General features: G+C 74.1%; 14 protein-coding genes. 11 read left to right on the top strand and 3 right to left on the bottom strand.

Annotation, left to right across the window (positions count from 1 at the left end):
• Positions 1 to 473, bottom strand: a 473-nt coding sequence (locus tag Ani05nite_RS40410) for a cellulose binding domain-containing protein (protein WP_203777467.1), incomplete at its 3' end; no start/stop codon positions are given.
• 238 nt (positions 474 to 711) lie between these two features.
• Positions 712 to 2,043, bottom strand: coding sequence for an extracellular catalytic domain type 1 short-chain-length polyhydroxyalkanoate depolymerase (locus tag Ani05nite_RS40405; RefSeq protein ID WP_203777465.1), 1,332 nt, complete (start codon positions 2,041 to 2,043; stop codon positions 712 to 714).
• 278 nt (positions 2,044 to 2,321) lie between these two features.
• Between Ani05nite_RS40405 and Ani05nite_RS40400 the strand changes: the two genes are divergently transcribed.
• A complete protein-coding gene (locus tag Ani05nite_RS40400; protein WP_203777463.1) occupies positions 2,322 to 3,341 on the top strand; it encodes a PaaX family transcriptional regulator in 1,020 nt (339 codons plus the stop codon).
• On the opposite strand, the gene Ani05nite_RS40395 is transcribed toward Ani05nite_RS40400, so the two are convergent.
• Positions 3,277 to 3,948 carry a helix-turn-helix transcriptional regulator gene (locus Ani05nite_RS40395; protein ID WP_203777461.1) on the bottom strand — a complete coding sequence of 224 codons (672 nt, stop codon included), beginning with the start codon at positions 3,946 to 3,948 and terminating at the stop codon, positions 3,277 to 3,279. The two genes, Ani05nite_RS40400 and Ani05nite_RS40395, sit on opposite strands and share 65 nt — an antisense overlap.
• A 96-nt stretch (positions 3,949 to 4,044) precedes the next feature.
• Here Ani05nite_RS40395 and Ani05nite_RS40390 point away from each other — a divergent pair, with 96 nt between their 5' ends.
• The 10 genes from Ani05nite_RS40390 (at position 4,045) to Ani05nite_RS40345 (ending at position 17,542) form a co-directional block, all read left to right on the top strand.
• Positions 4,045 to 4,482 (top strand): hypothetical protein, encoded by a 438-nt coding sequence (locus Ani05nite_RS40390; RefSeq protein WP_203777459.1) that lies wholly within the window; start codon positions 4,045 to 4,047, stop codon positions 4,480 to 4,482.
• On the top strand, positions 4,479 to 5,585 hold the full coding sequence (gene tal, locus Ani05nite_RS40385; protein ID WP_203777457.1) for a transaldolase: 1,107 nt from the start codon (positions 4,479 to 4,481) through the stop codon (positions 5,583 to 5,585). The genes Ani05nite_RS40390 and tal overlap by 4 nt, the downstream gene beginning before the upstream one ends.
• Entirely contained in the window at positions 5,585 to 6,061 is a 477-nt protein-coding gene (locus tag Ani05nite_RS40380) for a hypothetical protein (protein ID WP_203777455.1), read from the top strand. Before tal ends, Ani05nite_RS40380 begins: the two co-directional genes overlap by 1 nt.
• 23 nt (positions 6,062 to 6,084) lie before the next feature.
• Positions 6,085 to 7,911, top strand: a complete 1,827-nt coding sequence (locus Ani05nite_RS40375; protein ID WP_275410726.1) for a glycoside hydrolase family 15 protein — start codon at positions 6,085 to 6,087, stop codon at positions 7,909 to 7,911.
• A gap of 106 nt (positions 7,912 to 8,017) precedes the next feature.
• A complete protein-coding gene (locus tag Ani05nite_RS40370) occupies positions 8,018 to 9,685 on the top strand; it encodes a sodium:solute symporter family protein (RefSeq protein WP_203777451.1) in 1,668 nt (555 codons plus the stop codon).
• A gap of 26 nt (positions 9,686 to 9,711) precedes the next feature.
• Complete coding sequence (locus Ani05nite_RS40365; protein ID WP_203777449.1) at positions 9,712 to 10,098, top strand: hypothetical protein; 387 nt, start codon at positions 9,712 to 9,714, stop codon at positions 10,096 to 10,098.
• A 45-nt stretch (positions 10,099 to 10,143) separates the two neighbouring features.
• Complete coding sequence (locus tag Ani05nite_RS40360) at positions 10,144 to 10,638, top strand: universal stress protein (RefSeq protein ID WP_203777447.1); 495 nt, start codon at positions 10,144 to 10,146, stop codon at positions 10,636 to 10,638.
• Positions 10,622 to 11,629, top strand: a complete 1,008-nt coding sequence (locus Ani05nite_RS40355) for a carbohydrate kinase family protein (RefSeq protein WP_203777445.1) — start codon at positions 10,622 to 10,624, stop codon at positions 11,627 to 11,629. Before Ani05nite_RS40360 ends, Ani05nite_RS40355 begins: the two co-directional genes overlap by 17 nt.
• 12 nt (positions 11,630 to 11,641) lie before the next feature.
• The gene (locus Ani05nite_RS40350; RefSeq protein WP_203777443.1) at positions 11,642 to 13,990 is read left to right on the top strand and encodes a glycoside hydrolase family 65 protein; all 2,349 of its coding nucleotides are present in this window, start codon (positions 11,642 to 11,644) and stop codon (positions 13,988 to 13,990) included.
• Positions 13,991 to 14,119: 129 nt separating this feature from the next.
• Entirely contained in the window at positions 14,120 to 17,542 is a 3,423-nt protein-coding gene (locus Ani05nite_RS40345; RefSeq protein WP_203777441.1) for an ATP-binding protein, read from the top strand.
• Positions 17,543 to 17,548 lie beyond the last annotated feature (6 nt).

The raw sequence follows: 17,548 nt of genomic DNA, 5'->3' as shown, positions 1-17,548 counted from the left end.
GGCGGGGTGGTGGGCGGCGTCGTCGGGCCGGTGGTCGGGCCGGTCGTCGGCCCGGTGCTGCCGGTGCAGGTGACGCCGTTGAGGGCGAAGCCGGTCGGCGCCGGGTTGGTGGCCCCCGACGACCCGTTGAAGCCGAACGACACCGTGCCGTTGGTGGCGACCGAGCCGTTGTAGCTGGCGTTCTGCGCGGTCACCGCCGAACCGCTCTGGGTCAACGTGGTGTTCCACGCCTGGGTCACCGTCTGCCCGGCGCCGAACGACCACGTCAGCGTCCAGCCGGTGAGCGGGTCGCCGAGATTCGTGATCGTCACGTTGGCGCCGAATCCGCCCTGCCACTGCGACGACACGGCGTAGTTCACGGCACAGCCGGCGGCGGCGGCGCCGGCCGGCGCCGCCACGACAGCCGTCGCCGCCGCCAGCGCCGCGGCGCCGGCCGCCAGCAGGCCGGTCCTGATCGCTCCGGATCTGGTCATGAAGGGGAACTCCTCACGGGGGTGGCGGCCCGGAAAATGGGCGGAGCCATTGTTTCGTTAGCGTTAACAGCCGCTGCGGGGATGCTACGGGAGCGCTCCCACGGCCTCAATACACGTCCGATAGACATAGGCGCTCCTCAATCGTTCCGGCGATCGGAACCGCAGTTCGCCGCCCCGGGCCCCGGTCGTAACGCTTTTTCGGCCGGAGTTTCTTGCCCAGGGGGCGAAAAGGGCCGGCTCAGGCGACGGCGCAGGCCGCGCCGTTGAGGCTGAACGCGGCCGGGCGGCCGGTGTCGCCGGTGTGCGTGGCCTGGAACCCGATGCTGACCGAGCCGTTGGGCGCGATGGCGGCGTTGTAGCCGACGTTGCGGGCCGTCACCGCACCCGAGGCCGGGGAGTAGGTGGCGTTCCAGCCGGAGGTGATGCTCTGGCCAGCCGGCAGCGTGAAGGTCAGGGACCAGCCGCTGACGGCCGTGGAGCCGGTGTTCGTGATGGTGATGGCCGAGGTCAGCCCGGTGTTCCAGGCGCTGACCGTGTCGGTCACCCGGCACGCCCCGGCGGCCGGCGGGGTCGACGGCGGGGTCGACGGCGGGCTGGTGGGCGGGGTCGACGGCGGTGTGGACGGCGGCGTCGACGGTGACGTGGTGAGGCCGAAGAAGGCGATCGCCGCGGCCGCCATCCCGCTGCCGGGCAGGCTGTGCCCGGCGCCCTGGATGCTGTACGCCTCCACCTGGACGACGCCCGCGCGGTCGGCGTAGCGGCGGCGGTTCCAGGTGGGCTGCGGGGTGTCGCTGGAGGTCGGGGTCTGGCTCAGCCCGAACACGTCGGTCCACTGCTCGATGGACTCCTGCAACAGCGAGTACGGCACCAGCGTGTCGTTGGTGCCGTGCCACAGCTGCACCCGGGGGCGGGCGCCGGTGTAGCCGGGGAACGCCTGCCGGACGGCGTCACCCCACTGCTGCGGTGTGCGGTCCATGCTGCCGCCGGTGCACCGGCCGCCGGGCGGGTAGTCGGCCGCGTCGGCGAAGCACGTGAAGGGCACGCCCATGAAGGCGGCGCCGGCCTTGAACAGGTCGGGGTACAGGGCCAGCATGTGCTGGGTCATCATGCCGCCCGACGAGCTGCCGGTGGCGTACACCCGGTTCAGGTCGCCGCCGTACTGGCGCCCGGCGTAGGCCACCATGGAGGCGATCGAGACCGGGTCGCTGCCGCCGTCGCGCCGCTTGGCCGCGGCCGACCACGTGTCGAAGCACTTGCCGAAGCCGGCCTCCTGCATCGCGGACGGATAGATCACCAGGAAGCCGTACCGGTCGGCCAGCGAGGCGAACTCGCTGCCGGAGTAGAAGCCGGGGCCGGAGCCGCCGCAGCCGTGCATGGCCACCACGATCGCCGGGGCGGCCGGGCGGGAGTCCGGGACGTAGATGTGCATGCGCATCCCGCCCGGGTTGCTGCCGAAGCTGGTCACCTCGGTCAGCGAGGCCGCGAACGCGGGCCGGGACGCCGGGACGGCGAGACCCACCAGGGCCAGCGCGGTGGCCACGGCCAGCAGCAGGGAACGTCTGATTGTCATGATCGGCACTCCTGGGGAAGGCGGGCCGGCGCACACGGCATCGCCACGAGCGTGCGTGCGCCGCCCACGGGGGAACAGCTGGGGAGACGTCCGCGTGACCTGCCCTCGGGATCACGCACCTGACGCCGGGGGGAGCGCGGCCCGGCGCCACCGGAGTCGATTGACAGTTAGCGTGCACCCGGAGCCGTTGACTGTCAATCGACATGCCTCGATCGACAGCGGCGCCGCCGCCCTCGTTACAGTCAGCCTGACCGCACCCCGAACCGCTGGAGCATCGCGTGACGAGTCCGTACGACATCGAGGAGATCTTCCCGGATGACGCCGCGGAGCCGGTGCGGCTGCCCCGGCGGCAGGCCGGGAGCTCGCCGCAGGGGCTGACGGTGACGTTGCTGGCCGACTACACCCTGCGCGACCGGGCCCGGCTCCCCTCGGCGGCCATCGTGGCCCTGCTCACCGAGGCCGGGGTGTCCCAGGCGGGCGCCCGGACCGCCATCAGCCGGCTGGCCCGTCGCGGCGTGCTGGAGGGGCATCGGCAGGGGCGGCGGAGCTCGTACCGGCTCACCCCGGCCGCCGCCGGCTTCCTCGCCGTCGGCGGCAGCGCGATCGTCGCGCCGGCCGAGCCGTGGGACGGGCGCTGGACGGTGCTCGCCTTCTCGCTGCCGCGCGGGCAGGCGGCCCGGCGGCGCGGGCTGCGCGCGCAGCTGCGCTGGATGGGCTTCGCCCCGCTCTACGACGGCCTCTGGGTCTCTCCGCGCGCCCTCGCCGGCCGGGCCGTGGACCGGCTCGCCCCCTTCGGCCCCGCGATCACCGTCTTCCGCGGCCGGTACGCCGGTCCCGAGCCCGGCCGCTCACCGCTCGACGCCTGGGACACCGCGGCCCTCGCCCGCCGCTACGAATCCTTCATCGCGAACTGGCGCCCGGTGCTGCCCCGGGTCCACGCCGGACAGATCGCCGGCCCCGAGGCGGTCCGGGCCCGTACCGAGGTGATGGACACCTACCGGCGCCTGCCCGTCCTCGACCCCGGGCTGCCCAGCCGGCTGCTGCCCCCCGGATGGCTACGGGAACCCGCCCGTGCTCTGTTCGCCGAGATCTACGACGGGCTCGCCGCGCGTGCCGAGGAGCACGTCCGCGCCGTCGCCGCCGCCCACAGCGACGACCCGGTGCCCGGCATCGGGGCCCACACCGTCGCGGAGCTGGCCGCCGGCCTGCCCGCCCCGGCCGCCGCGGGCGAGGTCAGCGCGCCGCCGGCCGGAGCCGGACGCAGCAGCGGCCCGGGCCCGGGTCGAGCACCGCGGTGACGCCCGGGTCGCCGGCTCCGTCGGTGACGCCGCGCAGCAACTGCAGGTTCACCCCGCAGACCAGGGCGGTGAACTGCCGGGCGAGCCGGTGGAACGGGCAGTTGCGCAGGATCAGCCCGCCGTCCTCGTCGTCGCCGCGCGGTTCGTAGCCGGCGTCCTCCAGGGCGCCGAGGACCGTGCCGGCGGCCGCGCCGGCGGTCCGGCCGGTCTCGTAGGCCGTGCGGTCGAGCGCCTCCTGGACCGGGGCGCCGGAGTCGAGCGAGTCCGCCACGGCCGCGGCGAGCACCTCGCCCACGAGGTCGTAGTGCCGCGGCGGCACCGACACCGACAGCTCGTCGGCGACCGGCCGGTACAGCTTGGCCGGGCGGCCGGCCCCCGGGCCGGTACGCCCGGGCGGCCGGCGGTACTCGGCGGCGAGCAGGCCCTGGTCGGCCAGCCGGTCGAGGTGGAAGGCGGCCACCCGTCGGGTGGTGCCCAGCGCCTCCGCCGCCGCGTCCCGGCTGACCGCCGTCTCGCTGTGCGCGACGAGGCCGTACACGGCCCGGCGGATCGGGTCGTCGAGGGCGGCCAGGGCGGCGATGCGGTCGGGCAGGGGGCGGGGAGCCATGCCGCCATTGTAAGACACGCGTGTCTTGACTTTAGAAAAGCGACGCGTCTAGCTTCTAAATAACGTGCACAACGCTTTTAGAAGAGAGGTTCCGCCATGACTGCTCCGACGCCCAGCTCCGCGACGGCCGCCCGAACGGCCGGCCCGGCCGTCGACCCCGCTCACCAGGCGTTCCTGCTGCTGCGCACCGGCTTCACGGTGGCCCCGATCGTCTTCGGGCTGGACAAGTTCCTCAACCTGCTGACCGACTGGCCCGGCTACCTCGCCCCGTTCGCCGACCGGCTCCTGCCCGGCACGGCGCAGCAGGCGATGTACGCCGTGGGCGTGATCGAGGTGGTGGCCGGGCTCCTGGTGGCCATCCGGCCGCGGTACGGCGCCCCGGTGGTGGCCGCGTGGCTGGCCGGCATCATCGTGAACCTGCTGGTCCTGGGCGACTACTACGACGTGGCGGTGCGCGACTTCGGGCTGCTGATCGGCGCGCTCGCGTTGTGGCGGCTGGCTTCCCCGGCCCGGCCGTCCGGAGCGGACCGATGACCCCCCTGCGGCACCTGTACGCCGAGTACGGCCAGAGTCCCTGGCTGGACAACCTCACCCGCGGCGCCCTGACCGGCGGCGCCCTGGCGGCCCTGGTCGCCGACGGGATCCGTGGCGTGACGGCCAACCCGACCATCTTCACCCGGGCCATCGTCGGTTCCGCCGACTACGACGATCAGTTCGCCGCGCTGACCGCGGCCGGGTGCCCGCTCGACGACGCGTACTGGACGCTGGTGACCGACGACATCAGCTCCGCGTCGGCGGTGCTGCGCCCGGTCTTCGACGAGAGCGGCGGCACCGACGGCTTCGTCTCCGTGGAGGTGGCGCCCGAGCTGGCGCACGACACCTGGGCGACGGTGGCGGCGGCCCGCGCGCTGCACGAACGGATCGCCGAGCCCCATCTCCTCGTGAAGATCCCGGCGACCGCGGCGGGCGTACCGGCCGTGCGGGCGATGATCGCCGAGGGCCGCGGCATCAACGTCACCCTGATCTTCTCGCTCGCCCGCTACGAGCAGATCATCGAGGCGTACCTGTCCGGGTTGGAGGACTTCGCCGGCCGCGGCGGTGACCCGTCAACGGTGCACAGTGTCGCCTCCTTCTTCGTCAGCCGGGTCGACACCGAGGTCGACCGGCGGCTGACCGCGGCCGGCACCGACGACGCGCTCGCGCTGCGGGGGCAGGCGGCGATCGCCCAGGCCAAGCTGGCGTACCGGCTCTTCCGGGAACGGTTCTCCGGGCGGCGGTGGCAGCGGCTGGCCGATCTCGGGGCGCGGGCTCAGCGGCCGCTGTGGGCCTCCACGTCGATGAAGAACCCGGCGTACCGCGACACCAGGTACGTCGAGGAGCTCATCGGCCCGGACACGGTCACCACCCTGCCGGAGGCCACCCTGGCCGCGTTCACCGACCACGGCCGGCCGGCCCGCACCGTGGACACCGGGGTCGACCGGGCGGCCGAGGTGATGCGCCGGCTGGCCGCGGCCGGCGTCGACCTGGACGACGTGGGCCGCACGCTCGAGGACCGGGGCGTCGCGGGCTTCCTCGCGTCGTACCAGGAGGTGCGCGGCGTGCTGGCCGCCCGGGCCGGCCGGCTCAGCCCGCGCTGATGGACTGGGCCGGATGGACCGTGTTCGGGCTGATCGCCTCCGCCGCCCTCACCGCGGTGCTGATCGCCGCCCAGCTGGCCGGGCTCACCCGCCTGGACCTGCCCCTGGTCCTGGGCACGCTGCTCACCCCCGACCCGGACCGCGCCCGGGTGGCCGGCTTCCTCATCCACCTGGTCGTCGGTCAGGGTTTCGCGCTGGGGTACGCGGCGACGTTCGCGCTGCTGCACCGGGCCACCTGGTGGCTGGGGACGCTGCTCGGCGCGCTGCACGCCGCGGTGGCGCTCACGGTGATCCTGCCCCTGCTGCCGGGAGTGCACCCGCGGATGGCCTCCCACCGGGCCGGGCCGGCCGGCGCCGCGGTGCTGGAGCCGCCCGGGCTGTTCGCCCTCAACTACGGCGGGCGGACCCCGGCGGTCGCGATCGCCGCCCACCTGGTCTACGGAACGGTCCTCGGGCTGCTCCTGCAGGCCCGCTGACCCGGGCCCCGCGGAAACGAAGGGTGGAACCGATGGCGGCTGCGCCGATCGAGGAGTACGGGCTGCTCGGCGACACCCGGACCGCGGCCCTCGTCGACGCCGGCGGCGCGATCGACTGGTGCTGCGTGCCCGGCTTCGACGGCGAGCCCCTGTTCGGCCGGCTGATCGGCGGCCCGGCGGCCGGTACCTTCCGCGCCGGCCCCGCCGGACCGGCCACGCTGGTCGCGCGACGCTACCGCCGGCACACCGCCACGCTGGAGACGACCTGGGCGACCGGGGCCGGGCGGCTCACCCTCACCGAGGGGATGGTGGCCGAGCTCGGCGGGCGCCTGCTGCCGGCGACCGTGCTGGTGCGCCGCCTGTCGGCCGAGGCGGGACCGGCCCAGGCCGTCGTCGAGTTCGACCCGCGCCTCGGGGCCGGGCACCGCCGTCCGCGGGTCCGCCAGGACGGCGCGGGCGTGGTGTGCGAGTGGGGGTCGCTCGCGGTGTCCCTGGCCGGCGACCCGGCGCTCGCCCTGCGTCCCGGCCGCCCGGCCCGGGTCACCGTCGCGCCGGGCCGGCCGCTGACCCTGGTGCTGGCCGTGGCCCACCGCGAGCCGCTCGTCCGGGTCGACCCGGCGGCGGCCTGGGATCTCCTCGTCGCGGACGAGAGCCGCTGGCGCGTCTGGTGCGCCGGCATCGACCCGTCGCTGCCGTTCCGCGAGGCGGTCGTCCGGAGCCTGCTGACCCTGCGGCTGCTGACCCACTCGCCGACGCGGGCCCCGGTCGCCGCGCCCACCACGTCCTTGCCCGAGGATCCCGGCGGCGTGCGGAACTGGGACTACCGCTACGTCTGGCCCCGCGACGCCAGCATCGGCGTCGGCGCGTTCCTCGGGGTCGGCCGGCTCGACGAGGCCCGCGGGTTTCTCGCCTGGCTGCTGCACGCCAGCCGGCTGCAGCGCCCGCGCCTGCCGGTCCTGCTCACCCTGTACGGGCGCCCCGCGCCCCGCGAACGGCGTCTGCCCGGGTGGCCCGGCTACGCCGGCAGCGTGCCGGTGCGGGTCGGCAACGGCGCGGCCGATCAGCACCAGCTCGACGGCTACGGCTGGGTGGTCGACGCCGCCTGGCTGCTCGAGCGGGCCGGTCAGCGCCTCTACTCGGAGACGTGGCGGGCGGTGCGCGGCTTCGCCGACCTGGTCGCCCGCCGCTGGCCCGAACCGGACGCCGGCATCTGGGAGATCCGCGGCGACCCCCGCCACCATGTCCACTCCAAGCTCATGGGCTGGCTCACCCTGGACCGCGCGCTGCGCATCGCCGAAGCCCACCCGCTCTCGGCGCGCCGGCGCCGGCGGTGGGAACACGCCCGCGACGCCCTCGCCGCCGAGGTCCGGACGCGGGGCTTCGACGCCCCGCGGTCGACCTATGTGCGCAGCTACGGCTCCGCCGACCTGGACGCCGCGCTGCTGGTGCTGCCGCTGCTGGGCATCGACGACGACCGGTCGCCCCGGGTACGCGGCACCGTCGACGCGATCCGCACCGAGCTGTCGGCGGGCGGCCCGCTGCTGTACCGCTACCCGCCGGGGCAGGACGGCCTGCCCGGCACCGAGGGAGCGTTCCTGCCCTGCTCGTTCTGGCTCGTCCAGGCCCTGGCCCGCACCGGCCGGCGACCGGAGGCGGTGGCGCTCTTCCGCGACCTGCTCGGGCGGGCCGGCCCGCCCGGCCTGTACGCCGAGGAGATGGACCCCGCGACGGGCGCCCACCTCGGCAACTACCCGCAGACCCTGACGCACGCGACGCTCGTCCAGGCCGCGCTCGCCATTCGTGATTTCCCCCCGGGCGATCTCGTCGCGGCGCCCCGGACCGGCTCTTGACGGCCTCGGCCGGCCCGTTGTTCACTGGGCCGTAACAATCGAAGCGCCTTGATGAGTCGACCGGCATGGACATTCTCTCCCACATTTGCTGGGAAAGGGGCCAAGCATGTTTCTCGCGGCGGAAAGCGGCAGTGCCCTGAGTCTGGATCTCAGCCCGGTCGACCTGGTGCTGATGATTATCTACTTCTCGTTCGTGCTGGGCATCGGCTTCGCCCTCAAGCGTGCGGTCAAGTCGTCGCTGGACTTCTTCCTGTCCGGCCGGTCATTGCCCGCCTGGGTCACCGGAATCGGATTCATCTCGGCCAACATCGGCGCGGTGGAGCTGCTCGGCCAGTCGGCCAGCGGCGCCCAGTACGGCGCGGCGATGGTGCACTACTTCTGGATCGGCGCGATCCCGGCCATGGTCTTCCTGGGCATCGTCATGATGCCTTTCTACTACGGCTCCAAGGTCCGCAGCGTCCCGGAGTACCTGCGGCTGCGGTTCGACCCGAAGGCCCACCTGATCAACGCGATCACCTTCGTCGTCGGCAGCATGCTCATCGCCGGGGTGAACCTCTACGCGCTGTCCATCGTCCTGGAGGCGCTGCTCGGCATCCCGCTCATCCTGGCCATCGTCCTGGCCGCCGTCTTCGTGCTGTCCTACATCCTGCTCGGCGGGCTGACCAGCGCCATCTACAACGAGGTGATGCAGTTCTTCGTCGTGCTGATCGGCATGGTGCCGCTGACCATCATCGCGATCAAGGAGACCGGCGGCCTGGGTCAGCTCTTCGACCGGCTCAGCGCCGACCGCGGCGCCTCCTTCGTGGAGCCCTGGACCGGCACCGGCATCGGGGGGTCCAATCCGGTCGGTGACTGGATCGGGATCATCCTCGGGCTGGCCTTCTGCCTGTCCTTCGGCTACTGGACGACCAACTTCGCCGAGGTGCAGCGCGCGATGGCCGCCAAGGACGGCAATTCCGCCCGGCTGACGCCGATCATCGGGGCCTATCCCAAGGCGTTCGTGCCGCTGATCACCATTCTGCCGGGGATGGCGGCCCTGGTGCTGCTGCCCGGCATCGGCACCGCGGGCAGCGGCCTCGAATACAACGACGCGATTCCGGCGCTGATGGACAAGTATCTGCCGCCGGGTGTGCTCGGCGTCGCCGTGACCGGCCTGCTGGCCGCGTTCATGGCCGGCATGGCCGCGAACGTGTCGAGTTTCAACGCGGTGTTCACCTACGACCTGTGGCAGGACTACATCCGGCCCGGCCGCAGCGATCAGTACTACCTGAGGGTGGGCCGCTGGGCGACCGTCGGCGGGGTGGCCGTCGCCGTCGCGACCGCGCTCATCGCCTCCGGCTTCAGCAACATCTCCAATTACCTGCAGACGCTGTTCTCCTTCTTCAACGTCCCGCTGTTCTGCGCGTTCATCATCGGCATGTTCTGGCGGCGGGCGACCCGGAGCGCCGGCTTCTGGGGCATCCTGGTCGGCACGGTCACGGCGATCACCGTCTACGCGCTCTACAAGTTCGACGTGCTGGCGTTCCGCAGCGACCTGCAGGAGACGATGTGGGGCTCGATCGCGGCGTTCGCCGCCGGGGCCCTCGCGATGGTGCTGGCCTCTTTGCGGGAGCCGCGCAAGACCGACGCCGAGCTGCACGGCCTGGTGTACGGGATGGAGATCCGCGACGCCTCGGACGTCGCGGTCCGTCCGTGGTACCGGTCTCCCGTGGTGCTCGGCCTGGGCGTCCTCGTCCTCAACGCCGGGCTGTACGTCGCCGTCTACGCGTTCTGACCCGCCGGAGCAGAGGAGGTTCCGCCATGACGTCACCGGAGGAGAGGCCCGGCGAGCAGGGCACCGACTTGCTGGCCAAGCTGTTCGACATCCGGTCCTTCACCGGCGCGCTCTTCCTGATCTTCGGGGTGATCGTCACGATCGTCGGCCTGACCGCCGGCGACGCCGACATCCGCAAGTCCGCCGGGCTGAACCTCGCGCTGATCATCGGGCCGATCATGCTCGCCCTCGGCGCCTTGTTCATCGTCTGGCTGCTGCTCCGGCCGCCGGAGCTGCTGCACGGCCACGAGGTGACCGAGGAGGACCTGCCCGAGCAGCTCCGTCACCAGGGCCTCGAGGCCATACCCGAACACCCCGGCGAGCCCGGCCCCGAGCCGCCCCCGCCACCCCGGCGCCGCCCGACCGGACACTGACGTCGCGACGCGCCGGACCTCGCACGGTCGTTGGTTGGAGGGGACATGAGGTACCGCACGATCATCGTCGGAACCGACGGTTCGGAGTCCGCGCTCACCGCGGTCGATCAGGCCGCCGAGATCGCCGCGGCGCTGTCGGTGCGGCTCGTCGTGGTGTGCGCCTACCACCCGTTGACGGCGAAGGAGCAGAGCTACCTCGCCGCGGTGGTCGGCCCGATCAGCATGTACCAGGTGGCCGGCACCGACGCGGCCAAGGAGGCGCTCGCCTCGGCCCGGGAACGGGCGGCCGCCGCCGGCGCCGCCGACGTGGTGGCGACGATGGTCAAGGGCGACCCCGGCCAGGCCCTGCTGACGGTGGCCCGGCAGGAGTCGGCCGACCTCATCGTCGTGGGCAACCGCGGCATCAACACTCTGTCCGGCCGGCTGCTCGGCTCGGTGCCGTCGGACGTGACCCAGCGGGCGCCGTGCGACGTGCTCGTCGTGCACACCGTGGAGGGCGGCACCGGGGACGCGGGGGGCAACGATGACCCGGGCGCCTGAGGGGCGTGCCGGCGGGGGGCGCAAGGTCGCCGTGCTGGGACCGATACCGCGCGACCAGATCGTCACGCACGCCGGCGAGCGGTTCGAGAAGTACGGGTGCGCGCTGTACACGGCGGTGGCGCTCTCGGCGCTGCTCGGTCCCGGCGACACGATCGTGCCCGTGTCCCATGTCCGGCGCCGCGACGAGGGCCCGATCAAGGAGATCCTCGGCGCCTACCGGAACATCGACCCGTCCGGGATCACCTCCGCGCACGACCAGGGCGACGTCGTCGAGCTGCGCTACATCGAGCAGAACATCCGCGTCGAGCGGCAGACCAGCTTCATGAACCCGATCCTGCCGGGCGACGTCGAGCCGGTCCTCGACGCCGACGCGTTCGTCTGTGTCCCGATCACCGACTACGAGGTGGGCCAGCCCACGCTGCGCCACATCAAGGAGCACAGCGACGCCGTCGTCGTCCTGGACGCGCACGGCCCGACCAGCACGCTGACCCGCAGCGGCGAACGCCACCCGAGGGTGTGGGCCGACCGCGACGTGTGGCTGCCGTACATCGACATCCTCAAGATGAACCTGGAGGAGGCCAGCTCCACGTGGCTGGGCGAGTCGGCCGAGATGACCGCCGACCCGCCCCGGCTCGAGCAGGACGAGCTGCGGGACCTGGCCCGGCACTGCCTCGACCGGGGCGTCGGCGCCGTCTGCGTGACCCTGGACGAGCGCGGCTGCGTGGTCTTCTTCGCCGACGACGGCGGGGGGATCGCCTCGGAGGTCGTCGACCGCATCGAGGTCGGCCACGTCGTCGACGCGACGGGCGCCGGCGACTCGTTCGCCGCCGGGCTGGGCTTCGGCTACCTCGAGTTCCACGACTACGTGGTGGCCTGCCAGTACGGCAACGCGATGGGTGCGCAACGCTGCACCGGCGCGCAGCTCGACGTGTACCTGTCCCGCGAGGAGACGCACCGGCAGATCCTCGCGGCGTACGGTCCCCGGCCGTAGGAGGTGCCGGCCATGGATGTCGACGGCGACGGTGCGGACCCCCGGTGGCAGGTCGTCGAGGACGGCTTCGACCCGGCGCGGGCGAACACGTACGAGACGATCTTCACCGTCGGCAACGGCTATCTCGGCACCCGGGGCGCCCTGGAGGAGGGCCACGAGGGCGCGCTGCCCGGGACCTTCCTGCGGGGCGTCTTCGACCACCACGACTCCGCGGTCATCGACCTGGTGAAGGCCCCGGACTGGACCGCCCTGGTCGTGGTGGTCGACGGCGTCCGGCTCGACGTCACGTCCGCGTCGGTCGTCCGCCACCGCCGGGTCCTGGACCTGCGCGCGGGCGTCCTGGCCCGGGAGACGGTCTTCGCGGACGCCGCGGGCCGGCGGACCCGGGTCGAGACGATCCGCTTCGCCAGCGGCGCCGATCAGCACCTGTGCTGCCTGCGGGCCCGCATCACGCCCGAGAACCACTCCGCCTGGATCACCGTCCACAGTGGCATCGACGGCACCCACCACAACCTGGACCGGCGGCCGTTCTACGCCGAGCCGCCGCCGGCCGATCCGCAGATGAAGTGGCACAAGTGGGCCAAGTCCAAGCACCTCGACGAGGTGGCCCGGGCGGAGCTACCGGGCGGCGTCTACCTGGAGACGCGGACCATCGACACCCTGATCACCATCGGCTACGCCACCGCCACGACGGTCTCCCCACCGGCGGAGACGACGGTCGCGCAGCGGCATCGGGCCGTCGAGCAGGTGTCGCGGGTCCGGGTCGCCGCCGGCGAGACGCTCACCGTGGAGAAGCTCGCCACCATCTACACCTCGCGCGACGTCCCGGCGGCGGACGTGCGCCGACGCTGTCAGGACGAGCTCCGGGGCCACCTCGCCGCCGGCTTCGCGGCCTGCCGCGACCGCAACCGGGCGGCGTGGGCGGCCCGCTGGGCGGACTGCGACATCACGATCGACGGGGACGCCGAGGCGAGCCGGGCCGTCCGGTTCAACACCTACGAGCTGCTGATCGCGGCGAACGAGTCGGACCCGCGGGTCAACATCGGGGCCAACGCCCTCACCGGCGAACGCTACCGGGGACACGCGTTCTGGGACACCGAGGTGTTCATGCTGCCGTTCTACATCTACACCCGGCCGGAGACGGCCCGGGCGCTGCTGCTGTACCGGTTCCACACCCTCGACGGCGCGCGGCGCAACGCCCGGGCCACCGGCTTCCGCGGCGCCCGGTACGCCTGGGAGTCGGCGGACACCGGCGTCGAGACCACCCCGCAGTGGACGGTGGACGGCGCGCACCGGATCTGGATGGGCGAGGAGGAGATCCACATCACCTCGGCCGTCGCCTACGGCCTGATCGCCTACCTGGCCGCCACCGGCGACCACGCCCTGATGACCGACTACGGCGCGGAGATCCTCTTCGAGACCAGCCGCTTCTGGGCCGACCGGCTGGAGGCGACCCCGGAGGGCCGCTACGTGCTGAGCCGGGTGGTCGGCCCGGACGAGTTCCACGAGCACGTCGACAACAGCGCGTACACCAACCACCTGGTGCGCTGGCACCTGCGCCGGGCCGCCCAGGCGTACGCGGAACTGGCGATCAGCCATCCCGGCGAGCTGGCGTCCCTCGCGGAGCGCATCGGGCTGACCCGCGCGGAGGTGGACGACTGGCTCACCAGGGCCGAACGGATCCACCTGCCCGGCGTGACCGCCGACGGGGTGATCGAGCAGTTCGACGGGTACTTCGGCCTGGACACCCTGCCGGTGGAGCACGACGACAACGACATGCCGCGGTACCCGCCCGGCCATCACCACTACAACCTGGGCGGCACCAAACTGATCAAGCAGGCGGACGTGGTGATGCTGACCTACCTGCTGCCCGACGAGTTCTCCGACGCGGCCAAGCGGGCCAACTACGAGTACTACGAGCCGCTGACCCTGCACAAGTCGTCGCTGAGCCCGGCGACCTACTCCATCATGAGCATCGAGGTCGGCGACCCGGGCCGGGCCGTCCAGTACTTCCGCCGGTCGGCCACGGTCGACCTGGTGGACAACCAGGGCAACACCGAGGAGGGCATCCACATCGCCTCCGCCGGGGGAACCTGGCAGATGGTGGTCAACGGCTTCGGCGGCTTCCGGGTGCGCAACGGCCGGATGACCTTCAAGCCGTGGCTGCCGCCCGGCTGGGACGCCCTCGCCTTCCGGCTCCGGTGGCACGGCCACACCGTGTCGGTGTCGACGAGCCCTACCGCGGCGACGTTCGTGCTGTCCGGGCCCGAGGGCCTGCGGGAGACGATCCTGGTCGACGGCCGCGAGGTGACCCTGCCGGCCAACGCGGAGGTGGTGGTCGACCTGGCGCCGCGCCCCTGACCGGGCGGGGTCGCCCCGGGGCCGCCCTGACGGTGCGGTCCAGCCCGCCGGGCCGTCCCACTCGACGAACCTCGTCGCATGCCCGACTCTGTCGGACGCGAACCGCCCCGGCACGGCTAACCTCGCCCGATGCCCGGCGAACGCGAGGGTGTGCAGGTGCGGTTGCTCGGCTCGATCGACCTCGTGGTCGGCGGCGAGGCCCGGCCCGTGCCCGGACTGCGGCGCAAGGCGCTGCTGGCCGCGCTCGCGCTGGAGCGGGGCCGGATCGTCAGCGCCGGCCGGTTGATCGACACCGTCTGGGGTGACGCGGCCCCGCCCGGCCGGGGGAACACCCTGCAACGCCACGTCTCCTACCTGCGGCAGATGATGGACAGCCGCGAGGTCATCGTGTCGCGGCCGCCGGGATACCTGATGGACCTGCCGCCCGGATCGGTGGACACGGAACGCGCGGAGGCCCTGATGCGGCGGGCGCAGCAGTCGCCCGACCCGGCCGGCCGGCTGCACTGGATGCGGGAGGCGTCGCGGCTGTTCCGGGGCGCGCCGCTGATCGAGGTGAACGACCTGCCCTGGCTGCGCGAGGAGGCCCGGCGCCTCGACGAGCTGCGGGCGCAGGCCGTCCGGGCCACGGTGGACGGCCGGCTGGCGCTGGGGCAGCACGCCGACCTGCTGCCGGAGCTGGAGCAGCTGGTCCGGGACCACCCGCTGGACGAGCACGTGCACGGGCAGCTGATCCTGGCGTTGTACCGGTCCGGGCGGCAGGCGGACGCGCTGGAGGCGTACGGCCGGCTCCGCCGCACGCTCGGCGACGAGCTCGGCATCGACGTCGGGCCGGAGCTGCGCGACCTCGAGCTGGCGATGCTGCGCCACGACCCCGGTCTGGCGGTCCCCGAGCGGCCGCGGCCGCCACAGGCCGCACGGCTGCCCCGGCTGGGCGGCTCGCCGCTGGTGGGCCGCGAGCGCGAGCTGGCGGCGCTGCGGTCGCTGGTGGACGCCGCCGCGGGCGGGGCGGGCGGCGCCGCGTTCATCGTCGGCGAGCCGGGCATCGGCAAGACCCGGCTGACCGCGGAGCTGGCCCGCCACGCCGAGCAGCGGGGCATGCGCGTGTTCCGGGGCCGGGCGGCGCTGCCCCAGGTGCAGTTCCGTCCGCTCACCGAGGCGCTGCAGTCGGCGCTGCGGCACTTCGGAATGCCCACCGACGACGGGCTGCTGCCGTACCGGCATGCCCTGGCCCGGCTGGTGCCGCAGCTGCGCGAGCCCGGCCCGGCCGTGCCGGACGAGTCGCCGGTGGTCCTCGCCGAGGCGGTGCTGCGCCTGGTCACGGCGCTGAGCGGCGGCGACGGCGGGGTGCTGGTGCTGGAGGACCTGCACGACGCCGACGCCGACACCCTCGCCGTCGTGGACTATCTGGCGGACAACGCGCCCGCGGAGCGCCTGCTGCTGGTGGGCACGTGCCGCCGCTACCCGGGGGCGGCCCTCGCCGTCGCCCGGGCGGCGCAGCAACGGCGGGCCGGCCGGCTGATCGCCCTGTCGCGCCTGTCCGGCCGGGAGGTGCGCGAGCTGGCCGCCGGCTGCCTCGGCGTGGCCGCCGCCCGGGTGCCCGGTCCGGTCGCCGATCGGCTGCTGAGCAGCGCCGACGGCCTCCCGCTGCACGTCGAGGAGCTGCTCGCCGGATGCGCCGACGACGGGACGCTGCGCTGGGCCGCCGGCCGCTGGGAGCTCACCGGGCCGGTGGACCGGGCGGTGCCGCCCAGCCTGGGCGAGACCCTGGCCGCCCGGGTCGACCGGCTCGGCCCGGACGCCCGGGCCGTGTTGCGCGCCGGCGCCCTCTTCGGCCGGCAGTTCCCGGGCGCGGCGGCCGGCGCGGCGGCCGGCGTCTCCGGCGCGGTGCTGCACGAGGGCCTGAACGAAGCGGTCGCCCATCAGCTCGTGTCCGCCCAGGACGACCCCCAGTGGTACGCGTTCCGGCACGCCATGACCGCCGAGGCGCTGCGCGCGGCCATGCTGCCCGCCGACCGCGCCGACCTGGCCCGGCGGGCGGCGCAGTTCCTCGCCGCGGCCCCCGTCGGCCGGTTCCACGGCAGCGACCAGCTCCTGGCCGAGCTGTGGAGCACCGCCAGCGAGCCGGCACGGGCCGCCACCCGCCTGGCCGCGGCCGGCCGCGAGGCCTCCGGTCAGGGCGCCGTCGCGACCGCGATCGTGCTGCTGGAACGCGCCCTGTCGATGGTCGACCGCGATCTCGGTGGCGAACTGGCGTCCGATCTCGGCGAGGCGCTGGTCGGCGCCTACGCCGCGGCCGGGCGGGTCAAGGACGCCTACGCCCTGGGCGCCCGCCTGGCCGGCGGCGTCCTGCCGGACCGGCGGGCGTCGCTGCACCTGCGCCTGGCCGACGTCGCGACCGCGGCCGGCGACTGGACCGAGGCCCGCTACGAGCTCGGGGAGGCCCGGTTGCACGCCGGCCCCGAGCCGGAGCCGGCCGTGGCGGCCCGGCTGGACGCGATCGAGGCGCAGGTGGCGCTGGGCGACGCGGCCACGCCGGACCGGCTGAGCCGGGCCCGCGAGCTGGCCGGCCGGGCGCTGCGGGCCGCCGTCGCGACCGGCCGGCCCGAGACGTCGTGCAGCGCGCTGGACACCCTGGGCCGCTGCGCCCGCCTGCACGACCTCGCCGAGGCGGACGTCCTCTACGAGCGCGGGCTGACCATCGCGACGGCGCACCACCTGATCGGCTGGCGGATCAACTTCCTCTACCAGCTCGGCACGGACGAGGGCATCCGCGACGGCGACCCGCGCCGGCTGGTGGAGGCCCTGTCGGTGGCCCGGCGGGCCGGGACGGTGGTCACGGCTCTCGACATCGAGCTGGAGCTGTCCGTCGTGCGGCTGTGCCGGGGCGAGACCGCGGCCGCCGCGGACAGCGCCGCCCGCTGTGAGCGGGACGCGGCCCGGCTGCGGCTGGACCACATCCGGCTGGAAGCCCTCGGCGTACGGATCATGGCGGCGGCGCACCGGGGGGAGCGGCCGGCGGTGGCGGAGCTGCTCGAGGCGTTCCGGGCCCGGGGCGGCGAGCAGGACGACCTGGCCAGCGCGGTGCACGGCTTCGGCGTGGTCTTCTGCCACCTGCGGCACGGCGACCTCGACCGGGCCCTGGCCGAGGCCGACCTCGCCGCCGAGCAGGAGGGGCGCCGGCCGGCCGCGTACGTCTCCTATCTGCACGGGCCGCGCCTGTTCCTCTCCGTGCTCGCCGGCCGGGCCGGCGCCGCGGAGTGCGCGCGGGTCGCCTCCTCGGCGCAGGCCCAGGCGCGGTGGAACCGCCAGTTCGTGCCGCTCGCCGAGGCGTTGCTCGCCGGGCGGGAGGGCCGGCGCGCGGACGCGGACGCGGCGACGGCCCGATTCCTCGACCTCTCCCGGCCGTACCCGCTCGCCCGCCACCTCGGGCTGCGGCTCGTCGCGCCGGAGGCCGCGGCCGGCCGCTGGGGTGATCCGCCGGCCTGGCAGCGCGCCGCCGGCTCCTACCTGAACGGGTTCGCCCCGGCCACGGGGCATTCCCGTCCCGCCTGAATCCGG

Origin of the sequence: Actinoplanes nipponensis (assembly GCF_016862275.1) — a bacterium.
In the GTDB taxonomy this organism is placed as follows: domain Bacteria; phylum Actinomycetota; class Actinomycetes; order Mycobacteriales; family Micromonosporaceae; genus Actinoplanes; species Actinoplanes nipponensis.
Note: the sequence above shows the minus strand (reverse complement) of the source record. Positions and strands in the feature narration are given on the sequence as shown.